General features: G+C 61.2%; 22 protein-coding genes and 1 tRNA gene. 9 read left to right on the top strand and 14 right to left on the bottom strand.

The window, feature by feature from the left end; genetic code table 11:
* Window positions 1-133: 133 nt before the first annotated feature.
* From RTP54_RS06230 to RTP54_RS06220, 3 genes are all read left to right on the top strand, one after another.
* Window positions 134-346, top strand: coding sequence for a DUF2842 domain-containing protein (locus RTP54_RS06230; RefSeq protein ID WP_312361585.1), 213 nt, complete (start codon window positions 134-136; stop codon window positions 344-346).
* Between the two features lie 14 nt (window positions 347-360).
* The gene (locus tag RTP54_RS06225) at window positions 361-1,104 is read left to right on the top strand and encodes a metallophosphoesterase family protein (protein WP_312361583.1); all 744 of its coding nucleotides are present in this window, start codon (window positions 361-363) and stop codon (window positions 1,102-1,104) included.
* Window positions 1,105-1,233: 129 nt separating this feature from the next.
* Window positions 1,234-2,481 (top strand): GNAT family N-acetyltransferase, encoded by a 1,248-nt coding sequence (locus RTP54_RS06220; protein ID WP_409517090.1) that lies wholly within the window; start codon window positions 1,234-1,236, stop codon window positions 2,479-2,481.
* Between the two features lie 44 nt (window positions 2,482-2,525).
* On the opposite strand, the gene RTP54_RS06215 is transcribed toward RTP54_RS06220, so the two are convergent.
* Complete coding sequence (locus tag RTP54_RS06215; RefSeq protein ID WP_312361582.1) at window positions 2,526-4,712, bottom strand: exopolysaccharide transport family protein; 2,187 nt, start codon at window positions 4,710-4,712, stop codon at window positions 2,526-2,528.
* Window positions 4,713-4,918: 206 nt separating this feature from the next.
* On the opposite strand from RTP54_RS06215, the gene RTP54_RS06210 reads away from it, so the two are divergent.
* From RTP54_RS06210 to RTP54_RS06190, 5 genes are read left to right on the top strand one after another with little or no spacing between them, the layout of a single operon-like run.
* Window positions 4,919-5,494, top strand: coding sequence for a polysaccharide biosynthesis/export family protein (locus RTP54_RS06210; RefSeq protein ID WP_112818410.1), 576 nt, complete (start codon window positions 4,919-4,921; stop codon window positions 5,492-5,494).
* Window positions 5,495-5,499: 5 nt separating this feature from the next.
* Window positions 5,500-6,666 carry a glycosyltransferase family 4 protein gene (locus RTP54_RS06205; protein ID WP_312361580.1) on the top strand — a complete coding sequence of 389 codons (1,167 nt, stop codon included), beginning with the start codon at window positions 5,500-5,502 and terminating at the stop codon, window positions 6,664-6,666.
* Window positions 6,667-6,722: 56 nt separating this feature from the next.
* Window positions 6,723-8,285 carry an undecaprenyl-phosphate glucose phosphotransferase gene (locus RTP54_RS06200; RefSeq protein ID WP_312361578.1) on the top strand — a complete coding sequence of 521 codons (1,563 nt, stop codon included), beginning with the start codon at window positions 6,723-6,725 and terminating at the stop codon, window positions 8,283-8,285.
* Window positions 8,282-9,526, top strand: a complete 1,245-nt coding sequence (locus RTP54_RS06195; protein WP_312361577.1) for an O-antigen ligase family protein — start codon at window positions 8,282-8,284, stop codon at window positions 9,524-9,526. The genes RTP54_RS06200 and RTP54_RS06195 overlap by 4 nt, the downstream gene beginning before the upstream one ends.
* Window positions 9,523-10,713 (top strand): glycosyltransferase family 4 protein, encoded by a 1,191-nt coding sequence (locus tag RTP54_RS06190; protein ID WP_312361576.1) that lies wholly within the window; start codon window positions 9,523-9,525, stop codon window positions 10,711-10,713. The genes RTP54_RS06195 and RTP54_RS06190 overlap by 4 nt, the downstream gene beginning before the upstream one ends.
* Before the next feature lie 522 nt (window positions 10,714-11,235).
* Here the strand turns inward: RTP54_RS06190 and RTP54_RS06185 are convergent.
* The 9 genes from RTP54_RS06185 to RTP54_RS06145 form a co-directional block, all read right to left on the bottom strand.
* Window positions 11,236-12,006 (bottom strand): SGNH/GDSL hydrolase family protein, encoded by a 771-nt coding sequence (locus RTP54_RS06185; protein WP_312361575.1) that lies wholly within the window; start codon window positions 12,004-12,006, stop codon window positions 11,236-11,238.
* A 425-nt stretch (window positions 12,007-12,431) separates the two neighbouring features.
* Window positions 12,432-12,508, bottom strand: a tRNA-Pro gene (locus RTP54_RS06180).
* A gap of 249 nt (window positions 12,509-12,757) precedes the next feature.
* Complete coding sequence (locus tag RTP54_RS06175; RefSeq protein ID WP_312361574.1) at window positions 12,758-13,627, bottom strand: glycosyltransferase family 8 protein; 870 nt, start codon at window positions 13,625-13,627, stop codon at window positions 12,758-12,760.
* Between the two features lie 273 nt (window positions 13,628-13,900).
* Window positions 13,901-14,437 carry a MerR family transcriptional regulator gene (locus RTP54_RS06170; protein ID WP_112810082.1) on the bottom strand — a complete coding sequence of 179 codons (537 nt, stop codon included), beginning with the start codon at window positions 14,435-14,437 and terminating at the stop codon, window positions 13,901-13,903.
* A 140-nt stretch (window positions 14,438-14,577) separates the two neighbouring features.
* A complete protein-coding gene (locus RTP54_RS06165) occupies window positions 14,578-14,916 on the bottom strand; it encodes an integration host factor subunit alpha (RefSeq protein ID WP_077498528.1) in 339 nt (112 codons plus the stop codon).
* A gap of 92 nt (window positions 14,917-15,008) precedes the next feature.
* Complete coding sequence (locus RTP54_RS06160) at window positions 15,009-15,980, bottom strand: beta-ketoacyl-ACP synthase III (RefSeq protein ID WP_112809960.1); 972 nt, start codon at window positions 15,978-15,980, stop codon at window positions 15,009-15,011.
* 5 nt (window positions 15,981-15,985) lie between these two features.
* On the bottom strand, window positions 15,986-17,044 hold the full coding sequence (gene plsX / locus RTP54_RS06155; protein ID WP_112809961.1) for a phosphate acyltransferase PlsX: 1,059 nt from the start codon (window positions 17,042-17,044) through the stop codon (window positions 15,986-15,988).
* A 198-nt stretch (window positions 17,045-17,242) separates the two neighbouring features.
* A complete protein-coding gene (locus RTP54_RS06150; protein ID WP_312361571.1) occupies window positions 17,243-17,794 on the bottom strand; it encodes a DUF177 domain-containing protein in 552 nt (183 codons plus the stop codon).
* Window positions 17,795-17,890: 96 nt separating this feature from the next.
* Complete coding sequence (locus RTP54_RS06145; RefSeq protein WP_312361570.1) at window positions 17,891-18,430, bottom strand: ubiquinol-cytochrome C chaperone family protein; 540 nt, start codon at window positions 18,428-18,430, stop codon at window positions 17,891-17,893.
* A 139-nt stretch (window positions 18,431-18,569) separates the two neighbouring features.
* Between RTP54_RS06145 and RTP54_RS06140 the strand changes: the two genes are divergently transcribed.
* Complete coding sequence (locus tag RTP54_RS06140) at window positions 18,570-19,076, top strand: outer membrane protein assembly factor BamE (protein ID WP_112810083.1); 507 nt, start codon at window positions 18,570-18,572, stop codon at window positions 19,074-19,076.
* Window positions 19,077-19,146: 70 nt separating this feature from the next.
* Here RTP54_RS06140 and RTP54_RS06135 read toward each other — a convergent pair whose 3' ends face one another.
* The 4 genes from RTP54_RS06135 to ribH all read right to left on the bottom strand — a co-directional run bounded on the left by RTP54_RS06135 (window position 19,147) and on the right by ribH (window position 23,659).
* Window positions 19,147-21,282: a sodium-translocating pyrophosphatase gene (locus tag RTP54_RS06135; protein ID WP_112809964.1), complete on the bottom strand. Its 2,136-nt coding sequence runs from the start codon at window positions 21,280-21,282 to the stop codon at window positions 19,147-19,149.
* 199 nt (window positions 21,283-21,481) lie between these two features.
* Window positions 21,482-22,711 (bottom strand): MFS transporter, encoded by a 1,230-nt coding sequence (locus RTP54_RS06130; RefSeq protein WP_312361568.1) that lies wholly within the window; start codon window positions 22,709-22,711, stop codon window positions 21,482-21,484.
* 7 nt (window positions 22,712-22,718) lie between these two features.
* Window positions 22,719-23,201, bottom strand: coding sequence for a transcription antitermination factor NusB (nusB, locus tag RTP54_RS06125; RefSeq protein WP_112809965.1), 483 nt, complete (start codon window positions 23,199-23,201; stop codon window positions 22,719-22,721).
* Window positions 23,198-23,659 (bottom strand): 6,7-dimethyl-8-ribityllumazine synthase, encoded by a 462-nt coding sequence (gene ribH, locus RTP54_RS06120; RefSeq protein WP_112809966.1) that lies wholly within the window; start codon window positions 23,657-23,659, stop codon window positions 23,198-23,200. Before ribH ends, nusB begins: the two co-directional genes overlap by 4 nt.
* Between the last annotated feature and the right edge of the window lie 46 nt (window positions 23,660-23,705).

Genomic DNA, 23,705 nt, shown 5'->3' with positions numbered 1-23,705 from the left:
CAGGGGATAAAGCGGTTGATCGCCGCGCCTGCCGGAAAGCCGTTGATTTGCACCAGAGCGACATGCAAAACAAGGCCGAACCCTTTGCGGCATGCCGTCGCGGCCGGATATGGCACCCTGTGAGAGAATTGAAATGCCCGCACGTCTCAGAAAGCTGATCGGCACGATCCTGATCATCATCCTCGTTATCGTCTACGCGCTTGCCGCCGTGACCTTTGCATCGTTGCTCCTGGGTGCAGCCCCCTGGTGGGTCCACCTGTTGTACTTCTTCTTTACCGGCCTGTTGTGGGTGCTGCCGGCCATGCTGATCATCAAGTGGATGGAAAAGCCGGCGAAGGACCGCTGAGACAAGGAACACCGATGAAGGTCGCGATCATTTCAGATATCCACGGCAACGACCTGGCGCTGGAGGCGGTGCTTGTCGATATCGACGCGCTCGGGATCGCCGACATCGTCAATCTCGGCGATCATGTCAGCGGCCCGCTCAATGCCGCACGCACCGCCGATATCCTCATGACACGCGATATTCCGTCGATTGCGGGCAATCACGACCGCTATTTGCTGACGCTGGATCCGGCCGATATGGGGCAGTCTGACCGGGCTGCCCATGGCGAACTGCAGCCGCGACATCTCGATTGGCTTTCGACGCTGCCGGCCACCCGCGTCCATCGCGATGCACTTTTCCTCTGCCACGGCACGCCCGCAAGCGACGAGGCCTACTGGCTCGAAGCGCTGACGGCCGACGGCGTCGTCCACATGGCCGCGCAAAGCGCCATCGAGGCGCTTGCCGCCGGCATCGAACAACCGGTCATCCTGTGCGGTCATACGCACACTCCCCGGGCTATCCGCCTTGCGAGCGGGCAGCTCGTCGTCAATCCTGGCAGCGTCGGTTGCCCGGGTTACGACGATACCCTTCCGGTCCCCCACAAGGTGGAAGTCGGCTCGCCCGATGCGCGCTACGCCATCATCGAACGCGTCGGCGAAGACTGGAGCGTGACGTTCCGCACCGTTCCCTATGATCATCAGGCGATGTCGCTGCTTGCGGCCTCGCGCGGCCGCCAGCAATGGGCATCGGCGCTTCGGTCGGGTTTTCTTGGCGCCTAGCGGCCGGGTTCATGGTTTGCTAACCGCATTTTCCGGTTGTTGTCCGGTGGCCACCACCGTCTGCGAGGAATTAAGCGGATTGTAGCGGAGTTGCCTTTCAATGCTGGCTGCAACCGGACGGCCATGCCGATGATGAATACAGATCTGACCATCGGCCGATCGGGCCAGGCGAGCGCACAGGCTGCGCCGCGATGCGACGCCGCCTTGAGCCGGCTCGAGATCTCCATCCACGACACGATGGCGCCGCTGGAACAGGAGTGGCGTGACCTCGACGCCCATCCGCTCAATTCGCTGCACCAGGGCTTCGACTGGTGTCGGGCGTGGGTCGAGGCACACGGTAGCAGGCTCGCCATCGTTCGCGGTACTGTTGACGGAGCGCTGCAATTCATTCTGCCGCTCGAGCTGGTGCCCGGTCGCCTGTTCAACACTGCCCGGCTGATCGCCGCATCGCATAGCAATCTCAATACCGGGCTCTTTGCAACGAACGCGCTGCCCTTTCCCCATCGCGCCTTTGCCGATCTGCTGGCCCATGAACTCAATCATCACCTGCGCCTGAACATCGATCTGGTGACGCTTGAAAGGACACCGGACCTGTGGCGCGAAAAACCAAGCCCCTTCGCCGGCATGCCCGGCGTCAAGAACCAGAACACCTCGTTTCAGCTCCCGTTGCTTTCGGATTTTCAACGGACGCTCGCCCAGGTTAACGCCAAGCGCCGGCGCAAGAAGATGCGCATTTCCGAACGACGGCTGGAGGCGATCGGGGGCTATGACTACCTCGTCGCCCAAACTCCAGGGGAAGCGCGGGCGTTGCTCGATGTCTTCTTTCTGCAGAAAGCGAAGCGCTTTGCAGATCTCGGCCTTCCCGACGTATTTCGCGAGCCGTCCACCAAAGCCTTCTTCCACGCACTGGCGGGCCATGGGGCCGCAGTTGACGAGCCATTGCTCGAACTCAACGCCATCCGCCTCAAGGGCGAAGACGGCGGGCGGATCGTTGCGGTCGCCGGCCTGTCGCGCAAGGGCGACCACGTCATCTGCCAGTTCGGCTCGATCGACGAGGCGCTGGCGGGCGATGCCAGTCCCGGCGAACTTCTGTTCTACAAGATGATCGAGAGGCTTTGCGGCACGGGGGTGGCATTGTTCGACTTCGGCGTCGGCGACCAGCCCTACAAGCGATCCTGGTGTACCATCGAAACGTCACTCAGGGATATCGTCCTGCCCTTGACGTTGCGCGGCCGTTTCGCGGCCGCTTACCACCGCACGGTGGTGCGGACAAAGGCGGCGATCAAGGCGAACAAGGTCGCCTATGCCTTCTTCCAACGCGCTCGCAGCCGCAAGCAAAGCGCCACTTCAGCGGATGGCACGGCAGACCGGGCGTAAACGCTTTCGCAATGACGTTCAGTGCCGACTTCCATGCCGGCCGATCATGCGGCGTCGCGATCGGGATAATCAGGGCCTGTTTCGCCGCCTCCGGTCATCAGAACGACGTCGCGATAGCCCGCTTCCCCGAACCCCGTCAGAACCTTCACTATCATTTCCTCGCTCACGGATGGCGCTGACAGGATGATCTCTGCCCCGCCGCGGCGGGCGATCTTGTCGACGGAATTCTCGTCTGCCGGCCCGCACTCGACCAGAACGAGATCATAGGCATTGGTCAGGGCATCGATGATCATCTGCAGCCGCTCAATGCCGCGCATCGCGAGCAGCGGATCTGCGTCGCCTTGCGGAATGATGTGGGCATCGGAGAAGCGGTCGGCATGGATCGTATCGGTGAACGGCACTTCGCCTGCCAGGAGGTTGGTAATGCCGGGAAGCTGCGCCGAGCGCGCCATCAGCCGGGTCGGGCATCCAGAGCCGGTCAGATCGATCAGCACGACCTTCCGATCGTCTTCAGCGATCAGCCGTGCCAGCATGACCGTCGCGGTCGATCCCTCGTCGCCGCCGGGCGAAACCGAGATGGCGATGCGGACTTCGTTTTCCCGCAGGTGATCGGCGACCGCTTCGATCGAGAAGTCTGGCTCGGCTGCCTCGTGGATCGGCTCAGGCGCGGCATCGGTCGCTTCGGCGGCAATCGCTGGCGACAAGGGCGACAGTTCGACGGCATCGTCGAGGACCGGCGGCATCGCGCTCGCGTCGGTGCCGGAACCGGCAGCAGCAACGGCAGCGATCGCAGGTCGGGGCCGTGCCGGCGGCCGCTCGGCACCGGCCGTGACCGGTCGCAAGGCGCGCCCGCTGAACAGTTCGGAAAGCATGATGATGATGCAGCTCAACAGGAAGGTCGCAAGCGCTGCCACGATGGTGATCGGCATAACCTTGGGGAAGCTCGCGCCGGTCGGCACGACCGCATTCGAAATGATGCGCGCATCAGCGGGCGTTGCGTCAGCCGTGCGCGATGTCGCCTCGCGGTAGCGTGCGAGGTACGTTTCGAGCAATTGCCGTTGCGCGGTCGCCTCACGCTCGAGCGCGCGCAACCCCACCTCCTCTTCGCCAGCCTGGGCGGATTTGGCTTTCAACGCATTCAGCTGTTGCGTCAGCTGCTGTTCGCGCAACTCGCCGACCTTCGCTTCATTCTCGAGAGTGCTGAGAACCGTGCGCGTCTCCGCGCGGATCTGCGCCCGGATGCCCTCGACTTGCGATTTCAGGGCTTTCAGCCGTGGATGGCCGTCGAGCAGCGTGGTCGAGAGATCAGCCACCTGCCCCTGCAGGTTTGCCTCCGTCTCTTTCAAGCGCTGGATCATCGGAGAGCCGACGACGTCGGCAATGGTGTCGACGTTGCGACCGCTGGCCAGCGCCGCCCTGACGCCCTCGGCACGCGCCTGCGCATTGGCCCGCTCGCCACGCACCCGGGCAAGCTCGCTCGATATATCGGTCAGCTGCCGCGTGGCGAAGTTCGTGGTCTCGCCGGTCGGAAGCAGGTCGGATGACGAGCGATAGGCCGCGACCTTGGCTTCCGCCTCCCTCACCTTCTCGCGCAGATTGGCGATCTCCGGCTCCAGCCAGCGGCTCGCCTCGGCGTTGGTGTCGAGCTTCGCACCGCTTTGCAGCGACAGGAAAACCTTTGCCATTTCATTGGGGATCGCCGCCGCCAGCTGCCGGTTCTTCGAGGTGAAAGCGATCGCGATCACGCGTGACTTTTCGACCTGATAGACTTGCAACTTGGACGTGAATTCCTTCAGGATTCGCTCTTCGGGCGGCATCTCCAGCGGGTTCTTCTTGATACCCAGCATGACCATCAGATCGGAAACCGCCGAAGGATCGGCCGAAGGATCGAACTCCTTCAGCTCGTGGAGCTTCATGTTGCGCGCCACCTGTTTGATCAGGTCGGCAGAACGCAGCACCTGAACCTGGCTCAGGATGCCGGATTCGTCGAAGACCCGGTCAGAGCCGGTCTGTGAATTCTGGTTGGACCCGCTGAATTCGGGTTCGCGCGATTCGATGAGGAGGCGCGTCTCGCTTTGATAATCAGGCGCGATCATCTTGGCAGCGCCGAAGGCAAGCGCAGCAACGCATGCAGTGGCGAGCAATACCTTGACGCGGCGATCCCACACGGCGCGGAACAGCCCGCCGAGATCGATATCCACATCCTGTTGTCCGCCGCCGTTTCCCGACATGCTTCTGGCTCCGAACCTTAAAATCTCGCCGGAGGGTAAAGGAACATGGTAACGCAAGGGTTAATGACAGTTCAACTCCTGGGTGATCTAGCGCCTCCCCGCGGCAGGCGCACAGTTGAAAATTCCGCCGCGAGTTTACCAGCTATTAACCCTAACGGAACGATAACGGGCAAAAGAGGTGGTCGTTTCCGGAGCCCAAGAGCAGCATGTCAACCGCAGGTATAAAGACGGGTCTCGCTATCGCGGTGGCAGCACTGTCGATGGGGCTTGCCGGCTGCAGCAGCTACCAGCCGGCACCCAAGGCATTCAGCGAGGCAACGATCCAGCCCTATCGGCTTGATAGCGGCGACCGGTTGCGCATCAACGTGTTCGAGCAGGCCGGCCTCAGCGGCACCTACACGGTCGACCAGGCCGGCTATCTTGCATTCCCGCTGATCGGCACGGTGGCTTCGCGGGGGCACACGCTGCCCGAACTCGAAGGCATGATCGCAGCCAAGCTGAAACAGGGCTATCTGCGCGATCCTGATGTGACCATCGAAGTCGATCGCTATCGCTCCGTATTCATCATGGGTGAAGTCGGACAGGCGGGACAATATGCGTATGTGCCGGGGATGACCGTGCAGAACGCGATAGCCGTCGCCGGCGGCTTCTCGCCGCGCGCCAACCAGGCAAGCGCCGATGTCACGCGCAAGATCAATGGCCGCATCATCACCGGTCGCGTGCCCATTACCGACGCCGTGCTTGCGGGAGACACGATCTACATTCGCGAACGACTGTTCTGATCTCGATGCAGCCGCAGCGGCCCTTGCGCATCATCCACTGCTTCAGATCGCCGGTGGGCGGAATTTTCCGCCACGTGCGCGATCTGGCGGAAGCGCATGCCGCGGCCAGCCATCAAGTCGGCATTCTCTGCGACAGCACAACGGGCGGAACCTACGAGGATTCGCTTTTCGACGAGATCCGGCCGCATCTTGCACTGGGACTGGTGCGCATGCCGATCCATCGTTCGATCGGGCCAATGGATCTTGCCGCGCTGTGGCGCGGCTACAAGGAAATCAGAAGTTTGCAACCGGATGTGCTGCATGGGCACGGCGCCAAGGGTGGCGCCATCGCCCGCCTCATCGGTTCAGCCTTGCGGGTCAACAAGTATAGCGTAGCCCGCCTCTATTCGCCGCATGGAGGCAGTCTCCATTACAGCCCGAGGTCGCTTGCCGGCAGGATCATCTTCCCGCTGGAGCGATTTCAGGAACGCCTTACGGACGCGCTGGTCTTCGTCTGCGATTTCGAGCGTCAGACGTACTTTGCCAAGGTCGGCAAGCCGCGCGAACGCCACGCGCTGATCTATAACGGCATAGACGACCGCGAGTTCGAAGCCGTCGATGCCCGGCCGGATGCGGTCGATTTCCTCTATATCGGCATGATGCGGGACCTCAAGGGACCCGATCTCTTTGTCGAGGCCTTTTCCCGCACCGAGCGGATGGTCGGCCGGCCGCTTTCTGCGCTGATGGTCGGCGATGGACCGCAACAGGGCGAGTATCGCGACCTGGCGGTCGAGCAGGGTCTGGGCCGGCGTATCGGCATGCGCCCGGCCATGAACGCACGCGAAGCCTTCGCGCTGGCGCGCCACGTCGTCATTCCGTCCCGTGCCGAATCCATGCCCTATATCGTGCTTGAGGCGGTGGCGGCGCAAAAGCCGGTCATCGCAAGCCGGGTCGGCGGCATCCCGGAGATCCTGGGCAAGGGCAGCGCCGCGTTGGCCGAACCGTCGGATGCGCAGTCGCTTGCAACGATCATGACAGCGGCGATCGTCGAAAAGGATTGGGCCAGCCGTTTGATGCCCGAGCCGCACACGTTCAAATCCAGGTTTGCCTCCTCTGTTATGACGGCGGAGATGTTGCAGCTTTACGGCGATCTGAACCAATCTGTGCGAACCAGCGCAAAGGCCTCGACGTAAGCGTTTCTTAGTGGCTTTCTGCTATACGGACTGGGACTTCAGTGCGGAAAGAAACGATGAACGAGTTTAAGCGGTCGGACGCGTTCGACCCCGAATCCATTCGCAAGAAGATTTCGGAGATTCGCACCCGCGCGCCCGAAGACATGGCCAACGGCGACGCTCGGACCGAGCTCAACCCGCTCGCTCGGCAGATTGCCGAACAGTTCCGGGACGACACCTTTTCCCCGGCCATGATCATGGGCTTGATGCGCCTGTTCGAATTCAGCGCGCTGTTTGCCATTGGCTACGCCATCAACACGCTTTACGTGCAGCCGAGCCTCGATCAGTTGCCGCTCTATCTTGCGATCCTCATCGGCGGCTCTGCACTGGCCGTGGCGGCGATGCAACTCGCGGACACCTACCAGGTGCCGGCGTTGCGTGCCTGGCTGCGGGTCATCCCGCGTATCCTCGCCTCCTGGGCAATCGCATTCGGCGGCATCGCCATCGCCCTTTTCTTTCTCAAGTCCGGCCACCAGTATTCGCGTGTCTGGTTCGGCGGCTGGTTCATTTCCGGCGCGGTCTTCCTCATTGCCGAGCGCGCCTTCATTGCCTATTCGATCCGTCACTGGGCCCGCAACGGCACGATGGAACGGCGCGCCGTCGTCGTTGGCGGCGGCCAGCCGGCCAAGGACTTGATCCGCACGCTGGAACACCAGCCCGACAACGACATCCGGATCTGCGGCATCTTCGACGATCGCGACGAGCGCCGCTCGCCGAACGTTATCGCTGGCTATCCCAAGCTTGGGACCGTCGATGAACTCGTCGAGTTCGCCCGCTTGGCGCGCATCGACATGCTGATCATCTCGCTGCCGCTGACAGCCGAAAAGCGCATCCTGCAGCTCTTGAAGAAGCTCTGGATCCTTCCCGTCGATATCCGGCTCGCGGCCCACGCGAACAATCTGCGCTTCCGTCCGCGCAGCTACTCTCATGTCGGCGACGTGCCGATGCTCGACATCTTCGACAAGCCGATCGCCGATTGGGATTCGGTTGCCAAGCGCGGCTTCGACATTTTCTTCAGCGTCGTCGCTCTCCTGCTTCTGTGGCCGGTCATGCTCGGCGCAGCGATTGCGGTGAAGGTGACCTCCCCCGGGCCGATCATCTTCAAACAGAAGCGCCACGGCTTCAACAACGAGATCATCGACGTCTACAAGTTCCGCTCGATGTACACGCATCTGAGCGACCCGACCGCTCGCAACGCCGTGACGAAGGGCGACGCCCGCGTCACGCCGGTCGGCCGCTTCATCCGCAAATCCTCGATCGACGAGCTGCCGCAGATCTTCAACGTTCTCAAAGGCGAGCTGTCGCTTGTCGGTCCACGCCCCCACGCCGTGCTGGCGCAGACCCAGAACCGCACATATTCCGACGTCGTCGAGGGATACTTCGCGCGCCACCGCGTCAAGCCCGGCGTCACCGGCTGGGCGCAGATCAATGGCTGGCGCGGCGAGATCGACCATGACGACAAGATCCGTTTGCGTACCGCCTTCGATCTTCACTACATCGAGAACTGGTCGCTGCTTTTCGATCTGAAGATCCTGTTCCTGACGCCGTTCCGCCTGCTCAACACGGAAAACGCCTATTGAGCACCGTCGACACATCACATCCTGTCGTCTTTCGGCCGCAGCTCGCAGCACTTTCCCTTTTCGGTTCGTGGCTGGTGGCGCTTGCCGTGTTTCTGTCGGGTTTCGTGATTGCAGAGCCGGCGCCCTATGAGCTGTTCCTGGTGGCGCTTATCGGGCTCTGGGCGCTGTTCGGCCTGAAGATCTCCCGCTTCGTGGCGCCCCTCCTGACGCTGCTCACCCTGTTCATGATCGGCGGGATCCTGTCGCTGATGACGATGGCCGACCTGACCAAGGGACCGATGTACATGGCGGTCTCCGGCTTTCTGGCGCTGTCGTCCGTCTTCTTTGCGGCCATCATCGAAGACCGCCATCAACGGCTTCCCCTCATCTTCAACGCGTGGGTCGCCGCCGCCGTCCTGACCGCCCTGCTCGGCATCTTCGGCTATTTCGGAGCGATCCCGGGGGCGGAGAACTTTACCCTTTACGACCGCGCCAAGGGCGCGTTCCAGGATCCGAACGTCTTCGGGCCGTTCCTCGCGGTCCCGGCTCTTTACCTGATCCATGGATTGCTGACACAGCCCATTCGCAAGGCTCCGCCAAAGATCGCAGCACTGCTGACCCTGGCACTCGGCGTCTTCCTTTCGTTTTCGCGCGCAGCCTGGGCGCTGAACCTGTTCTGCGTCGTCGCGTTCATCTTCGTGATGCTGCTCAAGGAGCGCAACGGCCTTTTCCGCCTGCGCATCCTGGTCATCGCGCTCGTCGGTGGGCTCTTCGTCGTCGGCGCCCTGCTGGCCGCGCTGCAATCGGAACAGGTCGCGACGCTTTTTTCCAGCCGTTCGCAACTGGTACAGGATTACGATGGCGGTCACCTTGGCCGTTTCGACCGACACCGTATCGGGTTCCTCCTGTCGATGGAGAAGCCGCTCGGCATCGGACCGATGGTCTTCAGCACGATTTTCCCGGAAGACGAGCACAACGTCTGGCTGAAATCCTTGACCTCCTATGGTTGGCTCGGCTTCGTGAGCTATGTCGCACTGATCGTCTGGACGCTCACGCTCGGCTTCCGTTTCCTGTTGCTCGATCGGCCCTGGCAAACCTATCTGATGATTGCCTGGGTCGTTCTGATCGGTCATGTCGGCGTCGGCAACGTCATCGACACCGACCACTGGCGCCACTTCTACCTGCTTGTCGGGATCGTCTGGGGCTGTGCTGCGCTGGAATATCGACACCGCCTGAAAGCCCGCGCCGGATGGCAGCAATGAACATGGAATATCCCTTGCCGCATCGCCCCGCTGCCACACCCATTCGTCTGCTCGAGGTGCTCGAGCCGAGCGGCGGCGGATCGGGCCGTCATTTCATCGACCTTTGCCGTGGCATGCATCTGCGCGGCCATCACGTGGAGGCGGTGTATTCCCCCGTGCGTGCGGAGGAGAGCTTTGTTCGCGAGCTGAAGGCCGTTGGTCTTCCAGCGCTGCATGCCATCGACATGCAGCGCGCGCCCGGTCCTTCGGACGTCCCCGCCTTCCTTGCCCTGCGCCGGATCATGAAAGAACATGGGCCATTCGATATCGTGCACGGCCACAGCTCGAAAGCCGGCGCGCTGACACGCCTGCGCCTGCCCGGTCGGCACATACCCCGCATCTACACGCCGCATGCATTCCGCACCCTCGACCCGACGCTTGGACGCGGCGGAAGGCTGATTTATGGCGCGATTGAATGGGGCCTCGCCTGGTTCTATACCGACCATCTCATCTGCGTTTCCGATGACGAGCGTTCGCATGCCGTGTCGCTGCACATGCCGCAAGAGCGTATGTCGGTCATCGTCAACGGCGTAGATCCGCCCTCCCCCGACATGGCCCGGACGATCAGGGCCAGCTTCGGAATTACGCCCGATGCATTCGTCTTCGGCTTCATCGGTCGGTTGACCGCGCAGAAGGCACCCGAGCGGCTCGTTGCGGCCTTCAGGCATGTCGCCGGATCAGTGAAGAACAGCCATCTCGTGATGGTGGGCGCCGGTGAAATGGAAGGCCGGTTGCGGCAAGCCATGGCCGAAAGCGGCCTTCAGAACCGCATGCACCTCACATCCGCATTTACCGGACCGCAAGCCGCCCCGGCTTTCGACGTGCTTGTCATGCCGAGCCGCTACGAGGCGATGTCCTATGTGATGCTTGAGGGAGCGGCGGCCGGAAAGCCGATCATCGCCAGTGACATCGGTGGCGCGCGAACGGTGATCGAGCACGGCGGCAATGGCTTTATCGTTAAGAACAGCGACGATGTCTCCGAACTCTCCAAGACCATGATTGCGGCTGCGGCACCCGAAACCTTCGCCAGGCTCGCAAGTGCAGCCGACCGCCTGAAGACCCGCTTCACGCTCGACACCATGCTCGATCGAACGGAGATGCTCTACTGGAAGCTGGCGGAGCGACGCCGTGTTAGCACAATGGTCTGACAGCGCCGCCACGAAGGCGGCCGCCGGATAATGGGTAATCCCGTTTCCGATGACCAGCAAACGTAATTTCGTCACGCACTCGGCCGACAGAGTCGAGCTTCGAAAGCTCGGCATTCCTCCTTTGACACATCAATATCCAAGCAGGGTTCGCCGCCAGCGCCGCGCTTCAGTTGCGAGGCAATCATTCAAAGGGCAACGGCGTAGACCTTGTCATCGGCGCCGTCGTGGGTCCGGTCGACAATCGCGATACTCACTTCTCAAAATGATTGGGCGTGGCGCAGTTATCCGCGCCGAGACGCCCGAAACGCCTATTGACCTACACCAACTGTGCCAAACGGCAATCAAGGTTTCGGCCACCGACAGATTGGCAAATGCTGCCATCTGTTGACGGGAAGAGCGGAAAGATACTCGTCGAGTTTCAATTCCCCCGCGGTGCACGCCAGACGATGGAAGCGTATACAGCACTGGATTAGAGGTCAGCTCTGATGCGAACCGCAGTTCGCCCCTCTCGGCCGCCTAGCGTCAAGTAGACAATTCTTTCTTCCGGAAAGCCTTAAGCGCGGATCTCACTTTATGAGCGCCTGGCAACAGCAACCAGACGTTCTTGATCGAACGCTCGAGTTCCTTTCTGACCTTTCTGCGCATTTCCGCGTTGGTTACTTCCGCGCGAGGAAAAGCGTTTGGCCATGGAGGATCCATGTGCGTGAAAGGTTCTCCAAACGTTCTCTCAAGCTCGGCAATCATTGGCGCAGATATGCGTGGATCAAGATGAAGGGTTGCGTCTGACCTGGAAGGAATCAAAGTCCCGTCGGGATTTGAGAACGCTATCCTGACATCGATGAACGGGACGCCCATCCCCTTCAAGCGCTCATTCATCCTGTCTCGAATAGACTTCGCATCCAGGACTGCGGCCTCGGTGTCGTCGTAATACTGGTGCGAGAGCGTGTATGGGTTGAAAGGAATAATGCAGCATATAGCCACGCTCGCCGGACACTTCCGCATAAACTCGACCAAGGCTGATTTAAACCGGTCACATAGACCATCGACTTCTTCAAGGGTCGATCGGCCGTTGAGTCTGGCGTGCTTGGGTATTTGTGCTCTGCTATCAATTTCGCCGAGTGAAAGAACAAGAATGTCATCGGCTTTAGGATGGCAGTTTCTCGGCACGATGGATTGAATGCCGTCGCGAGCCGCCCTGTGCATTGTGACGCCGGCGACGTGGTAGATTTTCGCTTCCGCGACACCACCAAAGTTGAAGATGGTGTGGCTGTCACCCAAGATCAGTAGCGACAAAATGCGATCCCCCAAACGCAAGATGTTACTCGTAACTAACCGTCCGCGGAGAATATTACAATGCTACTTTAACATCGCCGATTATTGTCGTCGCTCTGCTCCCCCTCTGGCCTCAACAGGAGCTCCTGCATAATGCGGTTGCCAATGGGCAAGCTGTTGAGCGCGTTCTCAACGGCATGCGTTCAGGTCGTCGCTGCATGCGGATGCTTCGCCGCGCCAGCAATGCAGAGCTCGAGATTTTCGACCGTCCTCCGGTCATCGTCCAATATGCGGGAGGCAAGAAGGAAGAAGAAGTGACCGAAATGCTTTGGGACTTTTTTGGAATTATCCGTGCCAAACTGGCCACTTTAGCGTCTTTTATTCCGGTTAAACGCTTGGGGGTGCAACAGCTTAGAAACCTAAGTCGTTGCGCTCAAAGGGAAAAATGGTCGGAGCGGCGGGATTCGAACCCACGACCCCTTGACCCCCAGTCAAGTGCGCTACCGGGCTGCGCTACGCTCCGGACCGAGGAAATCCCTATATAACCAACGCTTAGAGCGCAAGCGGGAATTTGGACATCGGCACGAAAAAGGAACAAACGGCGTGGATAAGCACTGCGTGATGCCACGGATGCAAGGCGGGTATGAAATTTGCCACTCGATCAGAGGTTACCGATCTGGCGAAAGGATCTGCTACGCCTAATCGAGTGACGACTCTCCCGGTCTCCCCCGTCATTATACCCGCGATGGCGTTTACGAGGCTTGCATGAGCGCTAGGATTGAAGCCTGAGCAGCTTGCGGAAAGAGTGAGCCAGACGATAGAGCCTCTTCTCCCACCGTGTCTTGAGGCGGTCGTTAGCCCAAGGGGTCGCCCGGCGGTATGTCAAATATTGCTTCTGCGCCGGGTGCTTGCACCGGACGGAATTAGGCTTGTCGTGCGTGAAGTGGAAAACAGCCGGCTTCTCGGCAACAGATTCGGTGCCCACGTTCCAGCGACCGTCGATGGGGATGAAATCGCCCGCCAGTGCGATATTCAGCGCGTCCTGATCAAAAAACCTGAGCGGTCGCGTTTCGTCACTCGCGATTTCAAGACAGGCGCGGGTCAGGTCCCGGGCATTCCATTCCTTGACATCAATCAGCAAGACGCCGGAATTCAACGTTTTCACCGTGCCGGGAAGGTTCAGCCGCCGGCTATCCGTTTCAGACATGCCGCCAACGGCAGCAACGGGCAAGCCACCCATATCGGTCGCCAGCAGCGGCAGCAGGCTATCCACAACAATCGTATCCGCATCCAGGTAGAGGATCTGTTCTACATTCGGCGACACCAACTGAGGCAAGAGGAGCCTGCCGTAGATTGCCCTGCTCCAATTGCTGTTCGTTTTCAGGCCCTTGATACTGCGTAGAGTTGCAACATTCAGATCCAGGAACTGCACCGCGCGCGATCCGCTGCACTGCCGCAGGCGCGATTTGTCTCTGACCGAAAGGCCGTCGCACAGCACCACTATGTCTGCACGGTCCGCATCGCCATTCTGGATCAGAGTGTGCAGCATGACGCCGGCAAACTCGACAAATCGGCGGTCTATGACCGTGGCAACAACAATTTTGGCGGCGTCAAAGGCAGAGTTCGCGAACGCGAGTGACATCGTGGTTCCATTGGGGCGCGGTAACGCCTTACCGGTATCCTATTCATAAGCACGATGCAACGAACAAACTATCCTGGGTTGAGTTTCAGCTAAGCCCGGCACCCATACTATCGGCAAAAAAGGAAGTATTTGGAGAGAGCTTTACCAGCACAGTCGGAAGTCCATCGGAATGGCGCCGAGAGCATCCATAACCATGAACACATTTGCAAGCGCACCGCGCGCATCACGGCCGGCGAAACGGCACGATAGACCCATGAAGAAGGTTATTCGCCGTTATCGCGCCTGATCGAGCAACCGCTTGCATTCCAGCAGGTCGTAAAGCGCCTCCTGAAGCAGAGCCCGATCCTCCTTGCCGACGGAGGAGGATTTGCCGAGCGAGATCTCCGGAACATCGTCGTTACCGCCGCCGAACGAGAAAAAGCGCCGGCTGGCAGGTGCCTTGGCGCGGCCGACAATCTGATCCTCGTCTGACAGCCCCGCCTTCGGCGGTGGCGGCTCCTCATTGCTGGAGGCGGCCAGTGCCTCGACTGTCGCCAGGTCGCCGCTCGCAATCGCCGCCACGAACTTGTTGCCGTTGGCCTTGAGCAGCTTCTGCACACCCTTGATCGTATAGCCGTGATCATAAAGGAGATGGCGGATGCCCTTCAGCAGATCGACATCCTCAGGGCGATAGTAGCGTCGCCCCCCGCCGCGCTTCATCGGCTTGATCTGCTGGAAGCGAGTTTCCCAGAAACGCAGCACGTGCTGCGGCAGATCGAGATCGTCGGCGACCTCGCTGATGGTGCGAAAAGCGTCGGGGCTTTTTTCCATGTCGTTCCCATTCCATATCACGCGACTCAAGGGTGAGCCTCAGCCGCAATGAACCGATACGCGCGATGATCGCACGAATCGGCTCCATTTCAACGGCTTATGGATGGGTTTTCAACCACATTGTGGTTGTCGACCTCCGCTTACGATACGGGAGAGGCCGGCTTCTGCTTGGCCTTGCGGCTCAGATGCGATTTCAGCACCCGCTGCTTCAAGACGTTGGACGCCTTGAAGGTCATGACCCGGCGTGGAGAAATCGGGACTTCCTCGCCGGTTTTCGGGTTGCGGCCAATGCGCTCGTTCTTGTCGCGAACCTGAAATGTCGCGAAGGAGGACAGTTTCACGCTCTCGCCACGCACGATAGCGTTGCATATTTCGTCAATGACGGTTTCCACCAGCTCGGCAGACTCTGTGCGCGACAGACCCACCTTGCGAAAAACCGACTCAGCCAAGTCTGCCCGTGTTACTGTTTTTCCGCTCATCTTCCCCCACCGATGTCTGGCACGCCGATCAGCGATCGAAGACTATTGCCCTTGTCAATTCCGGTCAAGCGCCTGCGTTGCTTCAGCATTTTTTACCAGCGTATCAGAACGGAGCCCCAAGTGAAGCCACCCCCCATGGCTTCGAGCAGAACAAGATCGCCCTTTTTGATCCGGCCATCGGCAGCGGCGGTGTTCAGAGCCAGCGGGATGGACGCCGCTGAGGTATTGCCATGGAGATCGACGGTGACCACAACCTTGTCGAGCGGGATACCGAGCTTCTTGGCGGAACCGTCGATGATGCGGCGGTTGGCCTGGTGCGGCACCAGCCAGTCGATGTCCTCAGCCGTCGTTCCAGTTGCCTCGAAGGCAGCCTCGATCACGTCGGTGATCATGCCGACGGCGTGCTTGAAGACCTCTCGGCCTTCCATCCTCAGGTGACCGACAGTACCCGTCGTCGACGGTCCGCCATCGACGTAGAGCTTTTCACGGTGGGCGCCATCGGAACGCAGCTTGGCGGTCAGGATGCCGCGATCGGCGATGGTGCCCTCGCCCGCCTGTGCCTCCAGGATGATAGCTCCGGCGCCATCGCCGAAGAGCACGCAGGTCGTACGATCAGACCAGTCGAGAATACGCGAAAACGTTTCGGCACCGATCACCAGCACCCGCCTGGCCAGCCCACCCCTGATATAGGCGTCTGCCGTCGTCACGGCATAGATGAAGCCGGAACAGACGGCCTGCACGTCGAAGGCTGCGCCGTGATGCATGCCGAGGCGGTTCTGGATGTTGACGGCGGTCGCCGGGAACGTGTTGTCGGGCGTCGATGTCGCGAGAATGATCAGGTCGATATCGGCGGCCGTCAGGCCGGCATTGTCGAGTGCTGCGCGCGCTGCGGCTTCACCCAGCGATGCCGTGGTCTCGCCTTCGCCGGCGATATAGCGCTGACGGATGCCGGTGCGCTGCACGATCCACTCGTCTGACGTATCGACCTTGGATTCCAGCTCCTGATTGGTGACAACGCGCTTCGGCAACGCTGCGCCGAAGCCGCGAACGACGGAACGGATCATGTTATTCAAACCTCATCATTCATGCCGGCGGGAAGCGCGCCCGGCGTTTCCGCACCGTGGTACTTCGCCAGATCGATCTCGATCTTCGCCTTCAGGCCATTTTTCACCATGTCGTAGCCGACGTCGATCGCGGCGGCAAAGCCTTCGGCATCCGCCCCACCATGGCTCTTGATCACGACGCCATTGAGGCCGAGAAAGACGCCGCCATTGACCTTGCGCGGGTCCATCTTCTCGCGCAGGCGATCGAAAGCGCCCTTAGCGAGAATATAGCCGATCTTGGCCATCAGCGTTCGCGACATGGCGGCACGCAGATACTCACCGATCTGGCGCGCGGTTCCCTCGGCCGCCTTGAGTGCGATGTTCCCCGAAAAGCCCTCAGTGACGACCACGTCGACGGTGCCGCGGCCGATATCGTCCCCTTCGACGAAACCGTAGTAATCGAAGCCTTCGATGTTGGCGTCACGAATGAGGCGGCCGGCTTCCTTGACTTCTTCCTGGCCCTTGATTTCCTCGACGCCGACATTGAGCAGGCCGACCGTCGGACGTTCGATCTCGAACAGGGCCCGCGCCATGGCGCCGCCCATCAAGGCAAAATCCATGAGTTGCTGCGCATCGGCGCCGATGGTCGCGCCGACGTCGAGAACGATGCTTTCGCCCTTCAATGTCGGCCAGATCGCAGCGATTGCCGGGCGCTGGATGCCTTGCATCGTGCGCAGGCAGAAAACCGACATGGCCATCAGAGCGCCTGTATTGCCGGCCGACACGACAACATCCGCCTCGCCGGCGTTGATGGCGTCGATCGCCCGCCACATGCTCGATTTACCGCGACCGCGCCGAAGCGCCTGGCTCGGCTTTTCGTCCATGCCGACGGCGATCTCGCAGTCGTGGAACGTGCTGTTTGCCTTCAGCTTCGGGTGCTTGGCCAGGATGTCGGCGCACTGCGCTTCCATTCCGAACAGGACAAACCGTATGTCCGGATGACGTTCAAGCGCCCTTGCGGCGCCCGGGATGACGACTTCAGGACCATGGTCGCCGCCCATCACGTCAAGAGAAATTCTGACCACGCGTGTCTTATCCTTGTTTTCCTGCCACACAACACGTGCTGTCGTGGCGCACATATTCGAACGCAACGACGATACATATTGCTTCTGACGCTTGAGCCAGGCACGCGGCAGATCGCTGCGGCGGCTCTTTTGGCCGGAGTCGGGCCAAAATACTGCTTTTCGCCCGCGTGACAACCGAATTGTCAGGGGCTGGCCGCCTCAGTCCTTTTTCCAGTCCTTGAGCGCCGCAAACGGGTTGGGCTTCTCGTCGTCAGCTTCCGTGCTCTCGACGCGTGCTCCGAACGTGACGCCCGGTTTGCGCGGATAGGGCTCGATTGCCAGCGCGACGTGCTCGCTGACGACGACACCGGCATCGATGGTGTCGCCAGTAAAGGTGTCGGGGATATCCGGGCCGTCGGGGCTCAGGATCATTTCGCCGCCATCGTTGCTTGCCTGGCGCGCGAGCCTCGAGCCTTCCGGCACGAAAATCGCTTCGATCGGTTCACGAATATCGGCCTCGACGGGCTCGAGCGTCACGACACAGGACTGGATGATGCGGGCAGTCACCTCGCCCTTGATCTTCACGCCATCCTTTTTCCAGCGCGCGATCTGCAGATCGGCCGAAAGCGAAAGGACGTCGCGCACCTCCCAGAGTTCGGCGAGCGCCCGGCGTTCGCTCTCATTTGCAGAGAGGCGCACGGTCACGGCATTGGCCGAGATGTGCCCAACCTTCACTAGGTATGAAAATGCCGGTCGGCTATCGTCTTTCATGATCAAGTCCTTCCTCGCGCGGGCGCCGCTTGCAGGGCGCGCCAGTCGCGGATAGTGCCGCACCGGTTTCACCGGCACGGCATCGATGGCGGTCTCTTACTCCCCGGCGGCAGGGATACGCAACTGCCCGGTTTCGACGCGCTCTTCGGGCTCGGCCGCCAGTCGTTCCTCCACGCGCAGAAGATAGGACGCAAGACCGTCCATCGCGGGATCGCCCTCCTCGCCCTTGGGATAGAAGTTCCGCTTCAGCGCCGCCGCAAGCGTAGCCGCGTCACGGCCCTCGAGCGCGGCGGCATAGGATTCGAGCCGGCCGTAGAACATGCTGGCCAGCTTCTTCATCTTCTTCGGCACGCCGGCATCGCCGACGCCGAGTTCGCGGATCGAATGGTCGACATCCTCGAAGAAGGCGTCAACGATTTCCTGCGCGACCTCCTGGCCGGTGCGCGCCGATCCGCGCGTGCGCCGGAAATAGAGGATCAGAATTGCCGAGAGCATCTCGAAACGCCCCATCACCGTGTCGGGCACGTCGAGGTCGGTATAGAGGTGCGGCTGACGCGCCGCTGTGGTCAACAATGCATATTGCCGTTCGACAATCGCAATATTGCCGCTTTTTCTTTTGAACAGTCCAAAAATCATCACAAAGCCCAGCTTTGGCTTTCTCGAAATGCGCGCAAGCGCCCATGACGGTTGTTGCATGATAGCCGAAGCTGGTTTACCGAAGCATGCACGAATTGCAATGGCGGATCTGCCATCGTTACTCCAAAGGGAGCTGTCGTTGACGAAGCGGTTTTTCAGAACAAATTTGAAGGTCCTTGGCCGAGCTGCGGCCGTAGCGACCGTTAGCACCATTGCTCTTTCCGCCTGCCAATCCGCCAATGTCGGTGAAGTTCTCCATCAGGGCTATGTGGTTGATCAGGAAACACTAAATCTCGTTCCGGTCGGCTCAAGCCGTGAGCAGGTCCTGCTTTCGCTCGGCACGCCGTCGACGACCGCAACCTTCGACAACGAGGTGTTCTATTACATCTCCCAGACCCGCAAACGTCCCGTGGCGTTCATGAAGCCGCAGCTCGTCGACCAGTCGGTCCTTGCCGTCTATTTCGACAAGGAAGGCACTGTCAGCCAGCTCGCGCACTACACGCTCAAGGACGGTAAGGTCTTCGACATGCTGACCCGCACGACCCCGACGGGTGGCAAGGAAACGAGCTTCCTCGGCCAGCTTCTGACTGGTCCGGGCGCCGGCAAGGGTGCCGCACAGAACCTCTTCAAGAACTTCGGCAACTAAGCCGAAACCCAAGCACAACAAAAGCCCGCGGAACATTACGTCCCGCGGGCTTTTTCGTTTCAGTCGACCGTCAAGCAAGAACGGCGAGCAGCAGCAACGCGACGATATTGGTGATCTTGATCGCGGGGTTCACCGCGGGACCCGCCGTATCCTTGTAGGGATCGCCGACGGTATCACCGGTAACCGATGCCTTGTGCGCTTCGGAGCCCTTGAGGTGCCGGGTGCCGTTCTTGTCGACAAAACCGTCCTCGAAGCTCTTCTTGGCGTTATCCCAGGCACCGCCGCCGGAGGTCATCGAAATCGCCACGAACAGGCCATTGACGATGACGCCGAGCAAGGACGCGCCCAGCGCCGCGAAGGCGGAAGCCTTGGAGCCCGAGAGCAGCAGCACGCCGAAGTAAACGACGAGCGGCGCAAGCACCGGAAGCAGCGACGGCACGATCATTTCGCGGATCGCCGCCTTGGTCAGTAGGTCGACCGCGCGGCCATAGTCAGGCTTTTCCGTGCCTGCCATGATGCCCGGCTTTTCGCGGAACTGGCGGCGCACCTCCTCGACGATAGAGCCTGCCGCGCGCCCGACGGCTGTCATCGCGATGCCGCCGAAGAGATACGGGATGAGACCGCCGAAAATCAGCCCGGCGACGACGTAGGGGTTCGAGAGATCGAAGGAGATCTGGCCGACGTCGGCGAAGTACGGGTACTTGTCGCCGTTTGCGGCGAAGTAGCTGAGATCGTTGGCGTAGGCCGCAAACAGAACCAGCGCCCCCAGGCCGGCCGAACCGATGGCATAGCCTTTGGTCACGGCCTTCGTCGTGTTGCCGACGGCATCGAGCGCGTCAGTCGACTTGCGCACTTCTGGCGGCAGATGCGACATTTCCGCGATGCCGCCGGCGTTGTCCGTCACCGGGCCGAAAGCATCGAGTGCCACGATCATGCCGGCAAGGCCGAGCATCGCGGTGACCGCGATGCCGGTGCCGAACAGGCCCGCCAGCTGGTAGGTCGAAATGATGCCGCCAACGATGACGATCGCCGGCAGCGCGGTCGATTCCAGCGAGACCGCGAGGCCCTGGATCACGTTCGTACCGTGACCGGTCACCGATGCCTGCGCGATGGAGTTCACCGGCCGCTTGTTGGTGCCGGTATAGTATTCGGTGATAACCACGATCAGCGCCGTGACCACCAGACCGAGAATACCGCACAGGAACAGGTTCCAGCCGGTGATGTCCCGTCCCGCGACCGTGCCGATCGAGCCCCAGCCAATCGTCAGCGTCGTGGCAACGGCGAGACCGACGATCGAAAGCGCGCCGGTGACGATCAGACCGCGATAGAGCGCGCCCATGATCGAGTTGTTTGCACCGAGCTTGACGAAGAAGGTGCCGATGATCGAGGTGATGATGCAGGTCGCGCATATCGCCAGGGGATAGGCCATGACGGTCGAGAGCGCCGGCGTGCCGGCAAAAAAGATCGCGGCCAGCACCATGGTTGCCACGACCGAGACGGCATAGGTCTCGAACAGGTCGGCCGCCATGCCGGCGCAGTCGCCGACGTTGTCGCCAACGTTGTCTGCAATGGTTGCGGGGTTGCGCGGGTCATCCTCCGGGATCCCGGCCTCCACCTTGCCGACCAGGTCGCCGCCGACATCCGCACCCTTGGTGAAGATGCCGCCGCCGAGACGGGCAAAGATCGAGATCAGCGATGCGCCGAAGCCAAGCGCCACCAGCGCGTCGATCACTTCACGCGAACCCGGCTCGTGGCCGAGCCCCACCGTCAGGATGAGGTAGTAGACCGAGACGCCAAGCAAGGCGAGGCCGGCGACGAGAAGGCCGGTGATCGCGCCCGACTTGAACGCGATATCAAGGCCTGATGCGAGGCTGACCGAGGCCGCCTGCGCGGTGCGCACGTTGGCGCGCACGGAAACGTGCATACCGATGAAGCCGGCAGCGCCCGAAAGAACAGCACCAATGAGAAAGCCGAAAGCGGCTGCGGAAGAAAGAAGAACCCAGGCGCCGATGAAAACGACGACGCCGACGACGGCAATGGCCTTGTACTGACGGGTGAGATAGGCCTGCGCCCCCTCACGAATGTAGCCTGCGATTTCTTGCATGCGGGCGTTCCCCTGGTCGGCGGCAAGCACCGACTGTGTTGCCCAGATGGCATAAGCCACCGCGAGCAACCCGCATGCGATAACGCCCAACAAAATGGTCATTTCGCATTACCCTCCGTTTCAACCCGCGGACTCACTCCCGGCCGCAGGCCCCTCAAATCCGCGAATCACGCACCACCTCCTCAAGCAGCACCCCTCACGGTGCGGCCAGAGTGCTGTTGCAACGAAAGATCGTCAAGCCCCGGAAATCTGACTACCGGCGGCCATTCGAGAGCAGGAGTTTTCGCGGAAAATCAGAGGCTCAGGCGGCCGCCTTGCGGCGAGAGCGCATCAGGAAGAAGAGCATGAGAAGGCAGACCGACGTCACCGGCCAGACGACGGCATTCAGCATATCCCAGCCATAGACCGACAGCACCTTGCCAGAGGCGAAGGACGACAGCGCGACGGTGGTAAACAGGATGATGTCGTGGAAGGCCTGCACCTTGTCGGCTTCTTCGGGGCGGTAGCTGCCGGCAACGATGGCGGTCGAGCCGATGAAACCGAAGTTCCAGCCGAGGCCGAGCAGCACAAGCGCGCCCCAGAAGTTCCAGAGTTCCAGGCCCATATGCGCGACGGCGGCACATGCCATGAGCAACAGCAGCCCACAGGCGACGATCCGTTCGGCGCCGAAGCGGGTGATCAGCCAACCGGTAAAGAAGCTCGGCGCGAACATCGCCAGCACGTGCCACTGGATGCCGAGCGTGGCAAGCTCGGTGGAAAAGCCGCAGAAGACCACCATGGCGACCGGCGCACCGGTCATCATGAACGTCATCAGCGCGTAGCTCGAGATGCCGCAGACCATGCCGGTAATGAAGCGTTGGCTGCGGACGATTTCGCCGAGCGGTCGGGTCGCGTGCCGATCGCGCCCGCTTGCGGCTGCGCCCTGCTCCGGCAGGCGCAGCGGAGCAAAGAAAGCCGCCGCAAGGAGGCAGATCGGCAGCAGAGCGATGAAGGCACCGACGAAGGCGACGGGCGCGAAGAAATCACCGGCGAAAATGACGATCTGCGGGCCGAGGACCGCAGACACGATGCCGCCGCCCAAGATCCAGGAGATCGCCTTCGGCTTGTAGAAGGATGGCGAGGCATCGGCAGCCGCAAAACGGATCTTCTGCGTAAAGCCGTTGGAGGAACCGAGTACGGAAAGGCCGAAGGCAAAGAGCCAGAAGCTCTCTCGAAACAGTGCAACGGCGGCGATCGCGGCGCCGACGGAGGCGATGCCGGTCCCCACCATGAAGGCAAAGCGCCGACCGATCAGACGCGAGAGGATTGCCACGAGGACGACGCCGAGCGCCATGCCGACATTGTAGGCAGTCAGCGGAGCAGTCGCCAGCGACTTGTCATCTGCAAGCAGTTGATAGCCGGCGACACCGCCGACGGCAAAACAGATCGGGCCGACGACACCCAGGATCGCCTGGGCCGCCGTCAGCAGGAAAACGTTGCGGCGGGCCTCGCGAAGGGTCGAGCCCATGTCATCGACGGCAGCCGCAACCATGGCGGCGCTACTTCTTGGTCTCGCCGCGAACCTGCCGGGCGATCCGGTCAAGAACGGCATTGACCAGCTTCGGCTCGTCATCGCCGAAGAATGCCTTGGCGATCTCGACATATTCGGTGACGATCACGGCGACAGGTACGTCCTTGCGCTCGAGCATCTCGAATGTGCCGGCGCGCAGGATGGCGCGAACGGTGGAATCGAGCCGCGACAGCGCCCAGTCGTCCTGCAGCGCCGAGCCGATCAACGGATCGAGCTTGCGCTGGTCGCGCACGACACCGGCAACGATCGAGCGGAACCAGGAGGCGTCAGCCTTCAGATAGGTATCGCCGTCCAGTTCCTGGCCGAGGCGGTGCATTTCGTATTCGGCGACGACTTCGAGCACGCCGGTGCCGCCGATGTCCATCTGGTAGAGCGCCTGCACGGCCGCAAGGCGCGCCGCGCCACGTTGGTTGGCCTGCTTCAGAGGCTGGTCCGAGGGGGTGTTCGTCACTGTTCCGTGCCCAATTTCTTTTTCAGTTCAATCATGGTCAGCGTAGCGCGTGCAGCAAAGCCACCCTTGTCGCCTTCCGTACGGCGGGCGCGTGCCCAGGCCTGATCGTCGTTTTCAACCGTCAGGATGCCGTTGCCGATGGCAAGGCTCTCGCTGACGGCGAGGTCCATGATCGCGCGCGAGGATTCGTTCGCGACGATATCGAAATGATAGGTCTCGCCGCGAATGACCATGCCAAGCGCGACAAAGCCGTCATACGTGGTGCCACCTTCATCGGCGCCATCGAGCGCCATGGCGATCGCCGGCGGGATTTCGAGGGCACCGGGCACCGTTACGATATCATAGGTCGCGCCGGCTGCATCCAGCGCATGTTTGGCGCCATCGAGCAATGCGTCGGCCATATCATCATAGAAGCGTGCTTCCACAATCAGGATGTGGGCAGCCTTGGTCTTCGCCATGGATCACCTGTCTTGAGATTTTCGCGCCGGTGCGACCGGCTGAGGC

The sequence above is a fragment of the Ensifer sp. genome (assembly GCF_031989085.1).
Classification (GTDB): domain Bacteria; phylum Pseudomonadota; class Alphaproteobacteria; order Rhizobiales; family Rhizobiaceae; genus Ensifer.
Note: the sequence above shows the minus strand (reverse complement) of the source record. Positions and strands in the feature narration are given on the sequence as shown.